Source organism: Pseudomonas sp. NBRC 111139 (genome assembly GCF_001753955.1).
GTDB lineage: Bacteria > Pseudomonadota > Gammaproteobacteria > Pseudomonadales > Pseudomonadaceae > Aquipseudomonas > Aquipseudomonas alloputida.
In genome coordinates this window covers 48,911-66,044 of sequence record NZ_BCBP01000025.1, presented here as the reverse complement: position 1 = coordinate 66,044, position 17,134 = coordinate 48,911, and the positions used below count along the sequence as shown (strand labels likewise).

General features: G+C 59.9%; 12 protein-coding genes. All 12 read left to right on the top strand.

Annotated elements, in window-relative coordinates; genetic code table 11:
- Positions 1-171 precede the first annotated feature (171 nt).
- The 12 genes from gyrA to BJQ17_RS08780 all read left to right on the top strand — a co-directional run bounded on the left by gyrA (position 172) and on the right by BJQ17_RS08780 (position 17,014).
- The gene (gyrA, locus tag BJQ17_RS08835; protein ID WP_054888743.1) at positions 172-2,943 is read left to right on the top strand and encodes a DNA gyrase subunit A; all 2,772 of its coding nucleotides are present in this window, start codon (positions 172-174) and stop codon (positions 2,941-2,943) included.
- A 147-nt stretch (positions 2,944-3,090) separates the two neighbouring features.
- Entirely contained in the window at positions 3,091-4,176 is a 1,086-nt protein-coding gene (serC, locus tag BJQ17_RS08830) for a 3-phosphoserine/phosphohydroxythreonine transaminase (RefSeq protein WP_003252667.1), read from the top strand.
- A 1-nt stretch (position 4,177) separates the two neighbouring features.
- Entirely contained in the window at positions 4,178-5,272 is a 1,095-nt protein-coding gene (gene pheA, locus BJQ17_RS08825; protein ID WP_004575796.1) for a prephenate dehydratase, read from the top strand.
- Between the two features lie 189 nt (positions 5,273-5,461).
- Complete coding sequence (locus BJQ17_RS08820; protein WP_033725821.1) at positions 5,462-7,669, top strand: bifunctional prephenate dehydrogenase/3-phosphoshikimate 1-carboxyvinyltransferase; 2,208 nt, start codon at positions 5,462-5,464, stop codon at positions 7,667-7,669.
- A gap of 5 nt (positions 7,670-7,674) precedes the next feature.
- Positions 7,675-8,352, top strand: coding sequence for a (d)CMP kinase (gene cmk, locus BJQ17_RS08815; protein ID WP_003252672.1), 678 nt, complete (start codon positions 7,675-7,677; stop codon positions 8,350-8,352).
- 124 nt (positions 8,353-8,476) lie between these two features.
- On the top strand, positions 8,477-10,153 hold the full coding sequence (gene rpsA / locus BJQ17_RS08810) for a 30S ribosomal protein S1 (RefSeq protein WP_003252673.1): 1,677 nt from the start codon (positions 8,477-8,479) through the stop codon (positions 10,151-10,153).
- A 344-nt stretch (positions 10,154-10,497) separates the two neighbouring features.
- Positions 10,498-10,794, top strand: coding sequence for an integration host factor subunit beta (ihfB, locus tag BJQ17_RS08805; protein WP_003252675.1), 297 nt, complete (start codon positions 10,498-10,500; stop codon positions 10,792-10,794).
- Between the two features lie 21 nt (positions 10,795-10,815).
- Positions 10,816-11,079 carry a lipopolysaccharide assembly protein LapA domain-containing protein gene (locus tag BJQ17_RS08800; protein ID WP_003252676.1) on the top strand — a complete coding sequence of 88 codons (264 nt, stop codon included), beginning with the start codon at positions 10,816-10,818 and terminating at the stop codon, positions 11,077-11,079.
- Positions 11,080-11,181: 102 nt separating this feature from the next.
- A complete protein-coding gene (locus BJQ17_RS08795) occupies positions 11,182-12,612 on the top strand; it encodes an MBL fold metallo-hydrolase RNA specificity domain-containing protein (RefSeq protein ID WP_070095911.1) in 1,431 nt (476 codons plus the stop codon).
- A gap of 146 nt (positions 12,613-12,758) precedes the next feature.
- Positions 12,759-13,691 (top strand): NAD-dependent epimerase/dehydratase family protein, encoded by a 933-nt coding sequence (locus tag BJQ17_RS08790; RefSeq protein ID WP_256559534.1) that lies wholly within the window; start codon positions 12,759-12,761, stop codon positions 13,689-13,691.
- A 201-nt stretch (positions 13,692-13,892) separates the two neighbouring features.
- Positions 13,893-14,918, top strand: a complete 1,026-nt coding sequence (locus BJQ17_RS08785) for a glycosyltransferase family 4 protein (protein WP_054888744.1) — start codon at positions 13,893-13,895, stop codon at positions 14,916-14,918.
- A gap of 83 nt (positions 14,919-15,001) precedes the next feature.
- Complete coding sequence (locus BJQ17_RS08780; RefSeq protein WP_012053380.1) at positions 15,002-17,014, top strand: nucleoside-diphosphate sugar epimerase/dehydratase; 2,013 nt, start codon at positions 15,002-15,004, stop codon at positions 17,012-17,014.
- Positions 17,015-17,134 lie beyond the last annotated feature (120 nt).

Here is a 17,134-nt window from a genome sequence, read left to right as displayed (position 1 = left end):
TATCCGGCAGTTTCCAAGACCGCCCAAAGTGGCGGCCTTCATTGCGCAGATCCATGGCACAACTCATTGATTTGTCGTAAGTCGTCGCACCCTTATGCGCTGCGGCGGCGAGCTTCGTTCGGCCCTTGATGGAGCTGCGAAGTTTCACCAGAAAAAGGAATCAGGCTTCTCATGGGCGAACTGGCCAAAGAAATCCTCCCGGTCAATATCGAAGACGAACTGAGACAGTCTTACCTCGACTACGCGATGAGCGTGATTGTCGGGCGAGCGCTGCCCGATGCGCGTGACGGCTTGAAGCCCGTGCATCGCCGCGTTCTCTATGCGATGAGCGAACTGGGCAACGACTGGAACAAGCCGTACAAGAAATCCGCCCGTGTGGTCGGTGACGTGATCGGTAAGTACCACCCGCACGGCGACACTGCGGTCTACGACACCATCGTGCGTATGGCCCAGCCGTTCTCGTTGCGCTACCTGCTGGTCGACGGCCAGGGCAACTTCGGTTCGGTGGACGGCGACAACGCTGCCGCCATGCGATACACCGAAGTGCGCATGACCAAGCTGGCCCACGAGCTGCTGGCCGACCTGCACAAGGAAACCGTCGACTGGGTGCCCAACTACGACGGCACCGAGCAGATCCCGGCGGTCATGCCGACGCGTATTCCCAACCTGCTGGTCAACGGCTCCAGCGGTATTGCCGTGGGCATGGCGACCAATATTCCGCCGCACAACCTCGGTGAGGTCATCGATGGCTGCCTGGCGCTCATCGACAACCCGGAAGTCACCATCGATGAACTGATGCAGTTCATCCCTGGCCCGGACTTCCCGACTGCCGGCATCATCAACGGTCGCCAGGGCATCATCGAGGCCTATCGCACCGGCCGTGGCCGCATCTACATGCGCGCCCGCTCCGAGATCGAAGACATCGACAAGGTTGGCGGCCGCCAGCAGATCGTGATCACCGAGCTGCCGTACCAGCTGAACAAGGCGCGCCTGATCGAAAAGATCGCCGAGCTGGTCAAAGAGAAGAAGATCGAAGGCATCACCGAGCTGCGCGACGAGTCCGACAAGGACGGCATGCGCATCGTCATCGAGCTGCGTCGCGGCGAGGTGCCAGAGGTGGTGCTCAACAACCTCTACCAGCAAACCCAGCTGCAGAGCGTATTCGGCATCAACGTGGTGGCCCTGGTCGACGGCCGTCCGCGCCTGCTCAACCTCAAGGACCTGCTCGAAGCGTTCGTCCGCCACCGCCGTGAAGTGGTGACCCGCCGTACCGTATTCGAGCTGCGCAAGGCCCGTGAACGCGGCCATATCCTTGAAGGCCAGGCGGTCGCGCTGTCCAACATCGACCCGGTCATTGCCCTGATCAAGGCCTCGCCGACGCCGTCCGAAGCCAAGGAAGCCCTGGTTTCCACGCCGTGGGAATCCAGTGCCGTGCAGGTCATGGTCGAGCGCGCCGGCGCCGACGCCTGCCGCCCTGAGGACCTGCCGGAGCAGTACGGCCTGCATGACGGCAAGTACTTCCTGTCGCCGGAACAGGCCCAGGCCATTCTCGACCTGCGCCTGCACCGCCTGACCGGTCTGGAGCACGAGAAACTGCTGGCCGAGTACCAGGAAATCCTCGAGCAGATCGGCGAGTTGATCCGCATCCTCAGCAGCGCCGAGCGCCTGATGGAAGTGATTCGCGAGGAGCTGGAGGCCATCCGTGCCGAGTACGGCGATGTGCGCCGCACCGAAATCCTCAATGCCAGCCACGACCTCAACTACGGCGACATGATCCCGGAAGAAGAGCGCGTGGTCACCATCTCCCATGGTGGTTATGCCAAGACTCAGCCATTGTCCGCCTACCAGGCCCAGCGCCGCGGCGGCAAAGGCAAGTCGGCGACCGGCGTGAAGGACGAGGACTACATCGAGCACCTGCTGGTCGCCAACAGCCATGCCACCCTGTTGCTGTTCTCCAGCAAGGGCAAGGTGTACTGGAAGAAGACCTACGAAATCCCCGAAGCGTCCCGCGCTGCCCGCGGTCGTCCGCTGGTCAACCTACTGCCGCTGGAGGAGGGTGAGCGCATCACCGCCATGCTGCAGATCGACCTCGAAGCGCTGCAGCAGAACGCCGACCTCGACGAAGAACTGGACGAGGCTGAAGACACCGTGCTCGAGGGTGAGCTGGTGGAGGCCGAGGAAGTCGACGAAGAAGACGGCGACACCCCGGAGTGGGTTGCAGAGCCGACCGGCGCGTACATCTTCATGGCGACCGCTTCCGGTACCGTCAAGAAGACCCCGCTGGTGCAGTTCGCCCGTCCGCGCTCCAACGGCCTGATCGCCCTGAAGCTGAAGGAAGGCGACACTCTGATTGCCGCGGCCATCACCGATGGCGCCAAGGAAGTCATGATGTTCTCCGACGCTGGCAAGGTCATTCGCTTTGCCGAGAGCGTCGTGCGTGAAATGGGTCGCAACGCCCGTGGTGTACGCGGCATGAAACTGGGCAAAGGCCAGCGGATCATCTCGATGCTGATCCCGGAGTCCGGCTCGCAGATCCTCACCGCCTCCGAGCGTGGCTTTGGCAAGCGCACCCCGCTGTCCAAGTTCCCGCGTCGCGGCCGTGGTGGCCAGGGTGTGATCGCCATGGGTACCAAAGGGCGCAACGGCCTGCTGATTGGGGCTATCCAGGTGCAGGAAGGTGAGGAGATCATGCTGATTTCCGACCAGGGCACGCTGGTTCGCACCCGGGTTGGCGAGGTGTCCAGCCTGAGCCGCAACACCCAGGGTGTTACGCTGATCAAGCTGGCGGCCGATGAGACACTGGTGGGCCTGGAGCGTATCCAGGAGCCATCCGAGGACGAGCTCGATGAAGTGATCGAGACGGACGAGGAGGGTGTCGAGGCTGCAGCGCCAGACAATGAAAATGAAGAAGCTGCGGGTGCCGACGAGGCCCCGCAAGAGTAAGCGAGCGTAAACCCGAGCGGGGCGACCAAGGTCGCCCCGTTTGACTGTGTAGGAGCGGGCTTGCCCGCGATGCAGGCGCCACCGATCCTGCATGGAATGTGGCCACCGAATTACGATTTTGTTCTATTTGGCAGAGCGAGAGTGGATGTGAGCAAACGAGCCTTTAACTTCTGCGCAGGCCCTGCCGCGCTTCCTGACGCTGTCCTGCAGCGCGCACAGGCCGAGATGCTGGACTGGCGTGGCAAGGGGTTGTCGGTGATGGAAATGAGCCATCGCAGCGACGATTACGTGGCCATCGCCGAAAAGGCCGAGCAGGACCTGCGTGACCTGCTGTCCGTCCCCTCCAATTACAAGGTGCTGTTCCTGCAAGGGGGCGCCAGCCAGCAGTTCGCTGAAATCCCGCTGAACCTGCTGCCGGAAAACGGCACGGCCGATTACATCGAAACCGGTATCTGGTCGAAAAAGGCCATCGAGGAAGCGCGCCGCTTCGGCAACGTCAACGTCGCCGCCACTGCCAAGCCTTACGACTACCTGGCCATCCCCGGCCAGAACGAGTGGAACCTGACCAAAAACGCTGCCTACGTGCACTATGCGTCCAACGAGACCATCGGTGGCCTGCAGTTTGACTGGGTGCCGCAAACCGGTGACGTGCCGTTGGTGGTCGATATGTCGTCCGACATCCTCTCGCGCCCGATCGATGTGTCGCAGTTCGGCCTGATCTACGCCGGCGCGCAGAAGAATATCGGCCCAAGCGGCCTGGTGGTCGTGATCGTGCGCGAAGACCTGTTGGGTCATGCCCGCAGCAGCTGCCCGACCATGCTCGACTACAAGGTTTCGGCTGACAACGGGTCGATGTACAACACCCCGGCCACCTACTCCTGGTACCTCTCTGGCCTGGTCTTCGAGTGGCTGAAAGAGCAGGGCGGTGTTGAGGCCATGGAGCAGCGCAACCGTGCCAAGAAAGAGCGCCTTTACGGGTTCATCGACCGCAGCGAGTTCTACACCAACCCAATCAGCGTCAACGCCCGTTCGTGGATGAACGTGCCGTTCCGCCTGGCTGACGAGCGCCTGGACAAGGCCTTCCTCGCTGGCGCCGATGCGCGTGGCCTGCTCAACCTCAAGGGCCACCGTTCGGTGGGCGGCATGCGCGCCTCCATCTACAACGCCCTGGGGCTGGAAGCGGTAGAAGCGCTGGTCGGCTACATGGCTGAATTCGAGAAGGAGCATGGCTGACATGTCCGAACAGGAGCTCAAGGCGCTGCGCGTGCGCATCGACAGCCTCGACGAGAAAATCCTCGAGCTGATCAGCGACCGCGCCCGCTGCGCCGAAGAAGTAGCCCGGGTCAAGACGGCCTCGCTGAAGGAAGGCGAGAAGCCGGTGTTCTACCGTCCTGAGCGTGAAGCTGCGGTGCTCAAGCGCGTGATGGAGCGCAACAAGGGCCCGCTGGGCAACGAAGAGATGGCGCGGCTGTTCCGCGAAATCATGTCGTCGTGCCTGGCCCTGGAAGAGCCGCTGAAAATCGCCTACCTCGGCCCTGAAGGCACCTTCACCCAGGCGGCGGCCATGAAGCACTTCGGCCACGCGGTGATCAGTCGGCCGATGGCGGCCATCGATGAAGTGTTCCGTGAAGTGGCGGCCGGTGCCGTCAACTTCGGTGTGGTGCCGGTGGAAAACTCCACTGAAGGTGCGGTCAGCCACACCCTGGACAGCTTCCTCGAGCATGACATGGTGATTTGCGGTGAAGTCGAGCTGCGTATCCACCACCACCTGCTGGTGGGCGAGAACACCAAGACCGACAGCATCACCCGCATCTACTCCCACGCCCAGTCGCTGGCCCAGTGCCGAAAGTGGCTGGACGCGCACTACCCGAACGTGGAGCGCGTGGCCGTATCGAGCAATGCCGAAGCGGCCAAGCGGGTCAAGGGTGAGTGGAATTCGGCGGCGATCGCCGGCGATATGGCGGCCAACCTGTACGGCCTGACCCGTCTGGCCGAGAAGATCGAAGACCGCCCGGACAACTCCACGCGCTTCCTGATGATTGGTAGCCAGGAAGTACCGCCGACCGGCGACGACAAGACCTCGATCATCGTTTCGATGAGCAACAAGCCAGGTGCGTTGCATGAGTTGCTGGTGCCGTTCTATCAGAACGGCATCGACCTGACCCGCATCGAGACCCGCCCGTCGCGCAGCGGCAAGTGGACCTACGTGTTCTTCATCGACTTCGTCGGTCACCACCGCGACCCGCTGATCAAGGCGGTGCTCGAGCAGATCAGCCAGGAGGCTGTGGCGCTGAAGGTGCTGGGCTCGTATCCGAAGGCGGTGCTTTGATCTGAGGTTGTTGGGGCCGCTTCGCGCCCCATTGCGACACAAGGCCGCTCTCACAGGTGTAGCGCATTGTGGGAGCGGCCTTGCGTCGCGATGGGCTGGAAAGCAGCCCCAATGGCTCTTACCGGCTGTCCAGATTTCAGAACAGGGTTCGCACCAGTGGTAAATGCAGCAAAAACCAAACCCGCACCTATCATCGACCGCCTGGTCGTGGTCGGCCTGGGCCTGATCGGCGGCTCGTTCGCCAAGGGCCTGCGTGAAAGCGGCCTGTGCCGCGAAGTGGTCGGTGTCGACCTGGATGCCCCCTCGCGCAAGCAGGCCGTGGCCCTGGGCGTGGTCGACCGCTGCGAAGAAGACCTCGCCGCCGCTTGCGTGGGCGCCGATGTCATTCAGCTGGCCGTACCGATCCTGGCCATGGAAAAAGTCCTCGCGCGCCTGGCCCAGCTCGACCTGGGTGATGCAATCATCACCGACGTCGGCAGCGCCAAGGGCAACGTCGTGCGGGAAGCGCGTGCCGTCTTCGGTGATCGCCTGCCGCGCTTCGTCCCGGGCCACCCCATTGCCGGTTCCGAGCAGAGCGGGGTAGAAGCCTCCAATGCCACCTTGTTCCGCCGGCACAAGGTCATCCTCACGCCGCTGGCCGAAACCGACCCCGCCGCGCTGGCCCTGGTTGACCGCTTGTGGCGTGCGCTGGATGCCGACGTGGAGCACATGTCGGTCGAGCGCCATGACGAAGTACTGGCCGCCACCAGCCATCTGCCACATCTGCTGGCCTTTGGCCTGGTCGACTCACTGGCCAAACGCAATGAAAACCTCGAGATCTTCCGGTACGCTGCGGGTGGATTCCGCGATTTCACAAGAATCGCCGGCAGCGATCCGACCATGTGGCATGACATCTTCCTCGCCAACCGCGACGCTGTCCTGCGCACGCTTGATACATATCGCAGCGATCTCGACGCCCTGCGCGACGCGATCGCTGAAGGGGATGGGCACCAACTGCTGGGTGTATTCACCCGCGCACGGGTTGCCCGCGAGCATTTCAGTAAAATCCTGGCCCGCCGGGCCTATGTGGACGCTATGAACGCCAACGATCTGATTTTCCAGGCCCAACCGGGTGGCCGCCTGAACGGGCGGATCCGTGTACCGGGCGACAAGTCGATTTCCCATCGCTCGATCATGCTCGGCTCGCTGGCCGAAGGTACTACCGAGGTCGAAGGCTTCCTCGAAGGCGAAGATGCGCTGGCGACCCTGCAGGCATTCCGTGACATGGGTGTGGTCATCGAAGGCCCCAACCACGGTCGTGTGACCATTCACGGCGTGGGCCTGCATGGCCTCAAGCCGCCACCTGGGCCGCTGTACGTAGGTAACTCCGGTACTTCGATGCGCCTGCTGTCGGGCCTGTTGGCCGGTCAGTCGTTCGATGTCACCATGACCGGCGACGCCTCGCTGTCCAAGCGCCCGATGAACCGTGTGGCCAACCCGCTGCGCGAAATGGGTGCTGTGGTCGAGACCGGCCCGGACGGCCGCCCGCCGCTGACCATCCGCGGTGGCCACAAGCTCAAAGGGCTGACCTACACGCTGCCAATGGCTAGCGCCCAGGTCAAATCCTGCCTGCTGCTGGCCGGCCTGTACGCCGAAGGCAAGACCACTGTCACCGAGCCTGCGCCTACCCGTGACCACACCGAGCGCATGCTGCGCGGTTTTGGCTACTCGGTCGACAGCCATGGCCCGGTGGCCTCGCTGCAATCCGGTGGCAAGCTGACCGCTACCCGGATCGAAGTGCCGGCTGACATTTCCTCGGCAGCGTTCTTCCTGGTCGCAGCCTCTATCGCTGAAGGCTCCGAGTTGGTGCTGGAGCATGTCGGCATCAACCCGACCCGTACCGGCGTGATCGACATCCTGCGCCTGATGGGCGGCGACATCACCCTGGAAAACCAGCGTGAAGTGGGCGGCGAGCCCGTGGCCGACCTGCGTGTGCGCGGTGCCAAGCTGAAGGGTATCGACATTCCTGAAGCGTTGGTGCCGCTGGCCATCGACGAATTCCCGGTATTGTTCGTGGCCGCTGCCTGCGCTGAAGGGCGTACCGTGCTGCGTGGCGCCGAAGAGCTGCGGGTGAAGGAGTCCGATCGCATCCAGGTGATGGCCGATGGCCTCACCACCTTGGGCATCAAATGCGAGCCGACCCCGGACGGCATCATCATCGACGGCGGCCAGTTGGGCGGCGGCGAAGTGCATGGGCATGGTGACCACCGCATCGCCATGGCCTTCAGCGTGGCTTCGCTGCGCGCCAGTGCGCCAATTCGCATTCACGACTGCGCCAACGTCGCCACCTCGTTCCCCAACTTCCTGGCGCTGTGCGCCGAAGTGGGGATTCGCGTGGCAGAAGAGGGCAAGTCGTGAATTCAATGGCACCGGTTATCACCATCGACGGGCCAAGCGGCTCGGGCAAGGGCACGGTCGCAGGGCTGATTGCCCGCGAGCTGGGCTGGAAGCTGCTGGACTCCGGCGCGCTGTATCGCTTGCTGGCATTCAATGCCAGCAACCATGGCGTCGACCTGACCAACGAAGAGCTGCTGACCAAACTTGCCGCCCATCTGGATGTGCAGTTCATTGCTGCCGAGCCCGGTAAGCTGCAACAGATCATCCTTGAGGGTGAGGACGTCAGCAACGTCATCCGTACCGAAACCGTCGGTGCTGGTGCATCGATGGTGGCCTCGTTGCCGGCAGTGCGTGATGCGCTGCTGGTGCGTCAGCGTGAGTTCCGCGAAGTGCCGGGGCTGATTGCTGACGGTCGCGACATGGGTACCGTGGTGTTCCCGGATGCGCCATTGAAGGTCTTCCTCACCGCCAGCGCGGAGGAGCGCGCACGTCGCCGCTACCTGCAGTTGAAGGGCAAGGGTGAAGATGTTAGTCTGTCGAGTCTGCTGGATGAGATTCGTGCGCGTGATGAACGTGACACCCAACGTGCAGTGGCCCCGCTGAAGCCAGCGGCCGATGCCATTCAGTTGGACTCTACCGAGTTGTCCATCGAGCAGGTGTTGCAACGTATCAGAAGCGAGATCGCCCAGCGCGACCTTATCTGATAGCCAGGAAAGCAGGCAGGGGCACCAGTCAACGTCCTGCCGGCTTTCCTTTACTTAAAACGAACCCACATTGTCTGGAATGTGGTTATGGGCGTCTGTTTCGCCCGAATCTACAGGAATTAAAATGAGCGAAAGCTTTGCAGAACTCTTTGAAGAAAGCCTGAAAACCCTCAATCTTCAGCCGGGTGCGATCATCACCGGTATCGTTGTCGACATCGACGGCGACTGGGTTACCGTACACGCTGGCCTGAAGTCCGAGGGCGTCATCCCGCTCGAGCAGTTCTACAACGAAGCTGGCGAGCTGACCATCAAGGTCGGTGACGAAGTTCACGTTGCGCTGGACGCGGTCGAAGACGGCTTTGGCGAAACCAAGCTGTCCCGTGAAAAAGCCAAGCGCGCCGAGTGCTGGATTGTTCTGGAAGCAGCTTTCGCCGCCGAAGAAGTGGTCAAGGGCGTTATCAACGGTAAGGTTAAGGGCGGCTTCACTGTCGACGTTAACGGCATCCGTGCGTTCCTGCCGGGCTCCCTGGTTGATGTCCGCCCAGTGCGCGACACCACCCACCTGGAAGGCAAAGAGCTGGAATTCAAGGTCATCAAGCTGGACCAGAAGCGCAACAACGTTGTCGTTTCCCGTCGCAGCGTGCTGGAAGCCGAGAACAGCGCCGAGCGCGAAGCCCTGCTGGAAACCCTGCAGGAAGGCCAGCAAGTCAAAGGTATCGTCAAGAACCTCACCGACTACGGCGCATTCGTGGACCTGGGCGGTATCGACGGCCTGCTGCACATCACCGACATGGCTTGGAAGCGCATCAAGCACCCATCGGAAATCGTTAACGTTGGCGACGAAGTCGACGTACGCGTTCTGAAGTTCGACCGTGAGCGCAACCGCGTTTCGCTGGGTCTGAAGCAGATGGGCGAAGATCCGTGGGTAGCTATCACTGCCCGTTACCCAGAAGGTACTCGCGTACAGGCTCGCGTTACCAACCTGACCGACTACGGCTGCTTCGCTGAGCTGGAAGAAGGCGTTGAAGGTCTGGTACACGTTTCCGAAATGGACTGGACCAACAAGAACATCCACCCGTCGAAAGTCGTTCAGGTTGGCGACGAAGTGGAAGTCATGGTTCTGGACATCGACGAAGAGCGTCGTCGTATCTCCCTGGGCATCAAGCAGTGCAAGTCCAACCCATGGGAAGACTTCTCCGGCCAGTTCAACAAGGGTGACAAGATCACCGGTACCATCAAGTCGATCACCGACTTCGGTATCTTCATTGGTCTGGACGGCGGCATCGACGGCCTGGTTCACCTGTCCGACATCTCCTGGAACGAAACCGGCGAAGAAGCCGTGCGTCGTTTCAAGAAGGGCGACGAGCTGGAAACTGTCATCCTGTCGGTTGACCCAGAGCGCGAGCGCATCTCCCTGGGCATCAAGCAGCTGGAAGACGATCCGTTCTCCAACTTCGTTGCTGTCAATGACAAGGGCGCTATCGTCAAGGGCATCGTGAAAGAAGTTGACGCCAAAGGCGCCATCGTCACCCTGGCCGACGACATCGAAGCCACTCTGAAAGCTTCCGAAATCAGCCGTGACCGCGTTGAAGACGCGCGTAACGTTCTGAAGGAAGGCGAAGAGATCGAAGCCAAGATCATCAGCGTTGACCGCAAGTCCCGCGTTATCAGCCTGTCGATCAAATCGAAAGACGACGCTGAAGAGCGCGAAGCTATCCAGAGCCTGAAAAACGCTCCGGAAGCTGCTGCCGACACCACCATGGCTGCGCTGCTGCGCGAAGCAATGGCCAAGCAGAACTGAGTTCTGTTTGATCGGTAAAAAGGGCGACCCTCGGGTCGCCCTTTTTTATGCTCCGCAACCAGGCGGCGCGGTGGATGGCACCGGCTTCGCCGGTGTTCGCGGGTAAACCCGCTCCTACACCGATGGCGCTGGATCACACTCGCCTCAGGCTGACACGCCCCGTTGTAGGAGCGGGCTTGCCCGCGAATCAGGCAGCGCTGGCCTGCCTGAGTGGTAGACCATTCTTGAATTACTTCAATCTTGAATTTTTTTATTAAGTCAAGATCCACCCTGTTCAAATCCTTCCCAGCGTGCTACAAACTGGTTAAGCAATGATCTAGCTGCTTGATAACGAAGGGAAAAATATGACGAAGTCGGAGCTGATCGAACGTATTGTCACCCATCAGGGGCTGCTCTCGTCCAAGGATGTGGAGCTGGCCATCAAGACCATGCTTGAGCAGATGTCGCAATGCCTGGCTACCGGCGATCGCATCGAGATCCGCGGTTTTGGCAGCTTCTCGCTGCACTATCGCGCCCCCCGCGTGGGCCGTAACCCGAAGACCGGCCAGTCGGTCAGCCTCGAAGGCAAGTTCGTGCCGCACTTCAAACCCGGCAAAGAGCTGCGTGATCGGGTCAATGAAGAAGACGAGGCTGAAGCCTGATCTACCAAGGAGAGAATTCTGATGCGTAACCTCAAGCGCGCCCTGGCGGCAGTGTTCGTGCTGCTGTTGGCGGCTGTGGTGCTGTTCTTCGTGCTGGAGAACCAGCAAGCCGTGTCATTGGTCCTGTTCGGTTGGGCTACGCCAGCCATGCCGGTTGCTGTTCTGGTATTGGCTGCCTTGGTCATTGGCCTGGCGGTCGGGCCATTGCTGGGGGCTTACGGCGTGCAGCGTAGCAAGCGCAAGATCAGGGCTTCTGCCCGTCAGGCGGCACTGAACGGCAACTAAGGAAATTTCCTACACCTATTAAAGAAAGGTTCGCCTATGCATGCGTCGGCTGTCATGGAGTAATAGCCCACTTCATTTTCGGTCCAGGCGAGTGTGCGCAGCATGGAATATCCCAGCCTTTCCCATCACGGTGGTACCCGGGGTGTCACCGGGTCCTGTCACCAGCTGCACCTCGGCCCATCCACCAGTTTGCTGGTCGACTGCGGGCTGGAACAGGGAAGTGATGCGCCGCCCGGTGCAGAATCCGCCCCCCTCGCTTTTGATATCCAGGGTATTCAGGCCCTGGTCATCACCCATGTCCATCTCGACCATGTTGGGCGCATCCCTGCGCTGCTGGCAGCGGGTTACCGTGGCCCTATCCTGTGCAGCGAGCCCTCGGCCCGGCTGCTGCCGCTGGTACTGGAAGACGCCTACAAGCTGAGCATCAGCAGCGAGCCTGCGCAGGTGGCGCGCTATCTCGACTTCATCCGTGACCTTATCGTGCCGCTGCCCTTCGAGCATTGGCACACGGTGGTCGAGCGCCCTGGTCTTGCCTGCCGTATTCGTCTACAGCGCGCAGGGCATCTTCTGGGTTCCGCTTATGTCGAGTGCGATATCCAGCATGAGCAAACCAACACCCGTTATGTGTTTTCTGGTGACCTGGGCGCTTGTGGCAACCCGCTGCTGCGCCCGGTGCAGCCTCCGGAGCGCGCCGATGTGCTGGTGCTGGAAAGCACCTACGGTGACCGCCTGCATCCGCAGGCAGACGACCGCCGTCAGCGGCTGGAAGACGCCATCGACCGTGCCCTCGCCGACAAGGGCACCCTCCTGATTCCCGCATTCAGTCTTGGTCGCACGCAGGAGCTGTTGTACGAGCTGGAAGACATTCTGCACCGCAAAGCCTTGCTGAACACTACCGGTCCGGCCCCGGACGGGGAGCCGATCGACTGGTCACAGTTGCCCATCATCCTCGATTCGCCCTTGGCTCAGCGCATCACCAGCGTGTACCGGGAGCTGCACGAATACTGGAATGCAGAAGCCAGGGCGCGTGTTGCTGCAGGGCGCGATCCACTCGGCTTCAGCCAACTGATCAGTGTGGACACCCATGCCCGCCACCAGCAGGTGGTCAATTACCTCAAGAGCACCGGGCGACCGGCGATCGTGATTGCCGGCAATGGCATGTGTTCGGGTGGGCGCATCGTCAATTACCTCAAGGCCATGCTGGGTGATCCGCGGCATGAGGTGATGTTTGTGGGGTACCAGGCTAAGGGGACGCCGGGGGCGGTGATACAGGCCAGCGAAGGGGCGCAAGGGTTTGTGCAGATTGACCTGGATGGAGATATGCATGATGTGCGGGCGAAAGTCATATCGATGCACGGCTACTCCGGGCATGCGGACCAAGGGGGCTTGGTACGGTTTGCCATGGGAGGCAGAACGCCGGCGGGGAGGGTATTGCTTGTGCACGGAGACAGCAGTGCCAAGGAAGGATTGGCCAAGTCTCTGAGGCGGCGGATTGGCCAAATGGGGTGTCGTGCGGAGGTCATTATCGCCTGATGCTCGCTCTTGGTCTGGCGAGAGCGGAGGAGAGCATGAGGTGCGTTTCGCTGTAAGCTGTATGGAGTGTCTGAAGGGTTGGCCATCGTAGTGTGCGCTAAGTGAATATTCCGGCAAGAGAGTGAGTCGCAAGAGTGAGAGTGTTGGTGACGGGGGCTTCCGGCTTTGTCGGCAGAGCTTTGATCGAGCAACTTCGGCTCGATGATGGTTTACAGCTACGGTTGGCCCAGCGGCGAGCCATCGAAGTGCCGTTCGCCGAGTGCATTCAAGTTGGCGATGTAAATGGTGCAACCGATTGGCAAACGGTACTGACGGGTGTGGATGTAGTTGTGCATCTGGCTGCTCGTGCGCACATACTGCATCACCGCGACGCCGATCCACTGGCGATGTTCAGGGAGGTCAACACCCAAGGCACATTGAACCTGGCGCGTCAGGCGGCTTTCGCCGGGGTCAGGCGATTTGTCTTCATCAGCAGTATTGGTGTGAATGGCGCGCAAACGAAGGGTCAGGCTTTTAACGAGCGAAGTGCGGTATCGCCTCATTCACCCTATGCGCAATCCAAATACGAAGCGGAATGTGGATTGCTCAACATGGCAGAGTCGGGCGTTATGGAGGTCGTCATCATCCGGCCGCCGATGATTTTCGCAGCGCACGCGCCGGGTAATTTTGCACGGCTACTGAAGCTGACATCCCTTCCTGTGCCTTTGCCGTTCGGCGGGATGGATAATCTGAGAAGTCTGGTTTCGCTGCAGAACCTGATTGGTTTTATCGAACTTTGTGTCAAAAGTCCGCACGCGGCGAACGAGGTCTTCCTGATTTGTGACGGTGATGATGTTTCGACGGAGGAAATGGTTCGCCGGCTGGCTAAGGGTATGGGTTGTCGCCGTTGGTTGCTGCCATTTCCCAAAACCATCCTTCACTGGATGGCAATATTGACCGGCAGGGAAAGCATGTATATCCAGCTTTTTGGCTCGCTTCAAATTGATGCAGGCAAAGCGCGTGAATTATTGCAATGGGAACCGCGCGTGAGCACGCATCAGGGGCTCGAGGAGGCAGGTAGAAGGTACAAGGCTGGATGAATCGGCCCTTCCTGAATATGATGACTGCCAGTTGCGCAATGCAGTTGTCATGCTCGTGTGCCAAGACCTCGCCATGCGACTGACATGTTCGCTGCAGCTCACTGTAGAGATGACTCTGGGCCTGGAGGGCTGGGTGTCAGCCACCAGCTTATTAGAAGCGCCCGAAACCGCCTGCACCTATTATCTGGAAACTCATCGCCAATGAGCCTTCTCTGGCTGCTTCCTATTGCTTTTGTCCTATCGTTCGGCCTGACGGCTGCCCTGCGCCAATACGCCTTGTCGCAGAGCCTGCTGGATATCCCCAATGCACGTAGCTCGCACAGCATGCCGACGCCGCGCGGAGGTGGCGTTGCAATAGTTCTGACTTTTCTGCTCGCATTGGTGTTTTTAGGCGTATCCGGCAATGTTCCCGTCAGGATCTGTATGGCGCTGGGTGGATCTGGTGCAATGGTAGCCGTCATCGGCTTCATGGACGATCATGGTCACGTGGCGGCCCGTTGGCGTCTGCTGGCGCACTTCATGGCCGCTGCGTGGTCTCTGTACTGGTTGGGAGGTATGCCCCAGCTTTCGGCATTCGGCATGTCTGTCGAGCCGCGGGTAGTCGGTAGTATCTTTGGGTTGTTGTACCTCGTCTGGACGCTCAACCTCTACAACTTCATGGATGGGATCGATGGCATCGCCAGTGTGCAGGCAATCACTGTCTGCCTTGGGGCTTGCCTGATTTATGGCCTGACCGGCCACCTGGCAGCTATCTGGGGGCCACTGCTGCTTGCGGTCTCCGTCACAGGTTTCCTGTGTTGGAATTTCCCACCCGCGCGAATTTTCATGGGCGATGCAGGTAGTGGGTTTCTGGGGGTTGTGTTGGCCGGGCTTTCGCTCCATGCGGCCTCGCTAGATAGCGAACTCTTTTGGTGCTGGCTGATTCTCATGGGCGTATTCGTGGTCGATGCCACGTTCACCCTTCTACGCCGACTATTGCGCGGGGACAAGGTGTATGAGGCGCATCGGAGCCATGCTTACCAATACGCTGCGCGTCATTTCGGCAGGCATTTACCAGTCACCGTGGCCGTTGTGCTGATAAACCTGTGCTGGTTATTGCCAATCGCTGTCGCGTGCACCATCTTTGGTCTTGGCGGGACAGGGCTGCTAATCGCCTACGCGCCACTGGTGGTGCTGGCACTCAGGTTTCATGCGGGAGAGCGAGAGACGGATGTTGGTGAGGGATAGGCGGCGTTGCGCTTGTAAAGGTGCTTCAATGAGTACTATGGGCGAGTGTTCGTCAATAAAGCGCCATATGCAGGGAGAAGTCGATGAGCGGCGATAACCTGTTGGACAGGCTGCGAGTTTTCTTGGTCGCGTTGCCGAGGCGCCAGAAGAGGTTGATTCAGGTCGTAACTGATGTTTTGCTCATCTGGCTTGCCCTCTGGCTTGCATTTCTCGTGCGCTTGGGCATCGATGATCTTTCCGGTCCGCTCAAAGAGCACGCATGGTTGTTCGCCTTCGCTCCAATCGTGGCCATTCCGCTTTTCACACGGTTTGGAATGTACCGTGCGGTCATGCGTTATTTTGGCAATGACGCACTGATCGCCATCATCAAGGCGGTCAGTCTCTCGTCGTTGATACTTTCCGTGGTCGTTTTCTGGTACAGCAATCATCAGGCGATCGTGCCGCGGTCGATCGTCTTCAATTACTGGTGGTTGAGCCTGGTCATCATCGGTGGTTTGCGGTTGCTGATGCGCCACTATTTTATGGGGGACTGGTTTGCCGGCGCTCACGTGATGCCTTTTGCGGGCCGAGATGACGGCTTGACCAAGGTCGCCATCTACGGAGCTGGAACAGCGGGCAACCAATTACTGGCCGCCTTGCGCATGGGCCGTCTGATGCGCCCGGTGGCTTTCCTCGACGATGATGGCGACTTGTCCGGGCGGGTCATTTCCGGTTTGCAGGTCTACAAGCCCAAGCACCTTCAGCAACTGATCAATGAAACGGGCGCTCAGGAAATCCTACTGGCGCTGCCTTCGGCTACGCGGGCCCGCCGAAAAGAAATTCTTGGCTTCCTCGAGCCGTTCCCTTTGCATGTGCGCAGTGTTCCTGCTTTTGCCGATCTTGCTAGCGGCAGGGTGAAGGTAGGGGATATTCAAGACGTCGACATCGCCGATTTGCTCGGGCGCGATGCAGTGCCTGCGCAAAAAGAGTTGCTGGTGCGTTGCATTGAGAAACAGACCGTTCTGGTAACGGGGGCAGGCGGCTCGATCGGCTCCGAGCTGTGCAGGCAGATCATTGGCCTGGGCCCCAAGACGCTGCTGCTGTTCGATCATAGCGAGTACAACCTCTACACTATCCTCTCTGAACTTGAGCAGCGCATCAGCCGCGAGTCATTGTCCATACGTTTGTTGCCAATCCTCGGTTCTGTTCGTAATCAGGCACACCTGCTGGATGTCATGAAAGCCTGGCGTGTGGACACCGTCTATCACGCGGCGGCCTACAAGCATGTGCCAATGGTCGAGCACAATATGGCAGAGGGTGTGCTGAACAATGTCATCGGTACCCTCCACACTGCACAGGCGGCACTGCAGGCAGGCGTCGCCAATTTCGTGCTTATCTCCACGGACAAAGCGGTACGCCCCACCAATGTGATGGGCAGCAGCAAAAGGCTTGCAGAAATGATTCTGCAAGCTTTGAGTCGTGAAATGGCGCCGGTCATGTTCGCTGACAGTGGCAAGGTATCCAGGGTCAACAAAACGCGCTTTACCATGGTTCGTTTTGGAAATGTGCTGGGTTCGTCGGGCTCGGTTGTGCCGCTATTTCATAAGCAGATCAAATCAGGGGGGCCTCTCACGGTCACGCACCCCAAGATCACCCGCTATTTCATGACCATTCCCGAGGCTGCGCAACTGGTGATCCAGGCCGGGTCGATGGGAACGGGCGGGGATGTGTTCGTGCTCGATATGGGTGAACCGGTGCGCATCGTTGAACTCGCCGAAAAGATGATCCACCTGTCTGGCCTGAGTGTGCGTTCAGAGCGCAATCAACAGGGCGATATTGCCATCGAGTTCACGGGATTGCGGCCGGGTGAAAAACTGTATGAAGAATTGCTGATTGGTGATCAGGTAGTGAGCACGGACCATCCGATGATCATGGCTGCGCATGAGGATCACCTGTCCTGGGATGTGCTCAAAGATAAGCTTTCCGCGCTGCTCGCAGCGATTTCCACGGATGATTATGTTCGTGTCCGGCAGTTGCTGCGTGAAACGGTCAGCGGTTATTCGCCTGACGGTGAGATTGTTGATTGGATTCACACCCAACGCAGGGTCGATTCTTGAAAAAACGTCCGGCGCAGTCATTGCCCGCTGGTCAGAAGTTTCGAGCGCTCAAGGGCTTACGTTGGTGTCGGTGTGATTATGTTATCAAGGGTAGCGGTTTTGTATGTAGAATCCTTTGTC

What these genes read in the sequence shown, in the direction of transcription:
- gyrA (WP_054888743.1), top strand. Translation starts at nt 172, where the DNA reads ATGGGCGAACTGGCCAAAGAAATCCTCCCGGTCAATATCGAAGACGAA.
- pheA (WP_004575796.1), top strand. Translation starts at nt 4,178, where the DNA reads ATGTCCGAACAGGAGCTCAAGGCGCTGCGCGTGCGCATCGACAGCCTC.
- cmk (WP_003252672.1), top strand. Translation starts at nt 7,675, where the DNA reads ATGGCACCGGTTATCACCATCGACGGGCCAAGCGGCTCGGGCAAGGGC.
- rpsA (WP_003252673.1), top strand. Translation starts at nt 8,477, where the DNA reads ATGAGCGAAAGCTTTGCAGAACTCTTTGAAGAAAGCCTGAAAACCCTC.
- ihfB (WP_003252675.1), top strand. Translation starts at nt 10,498, where the DNA reads ATGACGAAGTCGGAGCTGATCGAACGTATTGTCACCCATCAGGGGCTG.
- BJQ17_RS08800 (WP_003252676.1), top strand. Translation starts at nt 10,816, where the DNA reads ATGCGTAACCTCAAGCGCGCCCTGGCGGCAGTGTTCGTGCTGCTGTTG.
- BJQ17_RS08795 (WP_070095911.1), top strand. Translation starts at nt 11,182, where the DNA reads ATGGAATATCCCAGCCTTTCCCATCACGGTGGTACCCGGGGTGTCACC.
- BJQ17_RS08785 (WP_054888744.1), top strand. Translation starts at nt 13,893, where the DNA reads ATGAGCCTTCTCTGGCTGCTTCCTATTGCTTTTGTCCTATCGTTCGGC.
- BJQ17_RS08780 (WP_012053380.1), top strand. Translation starts at nt 15,002, where the DNA reads ATGAGCGGCGATAACCTGTTGGACAGGCTGCGAGTTTTCTTGGTCGCG.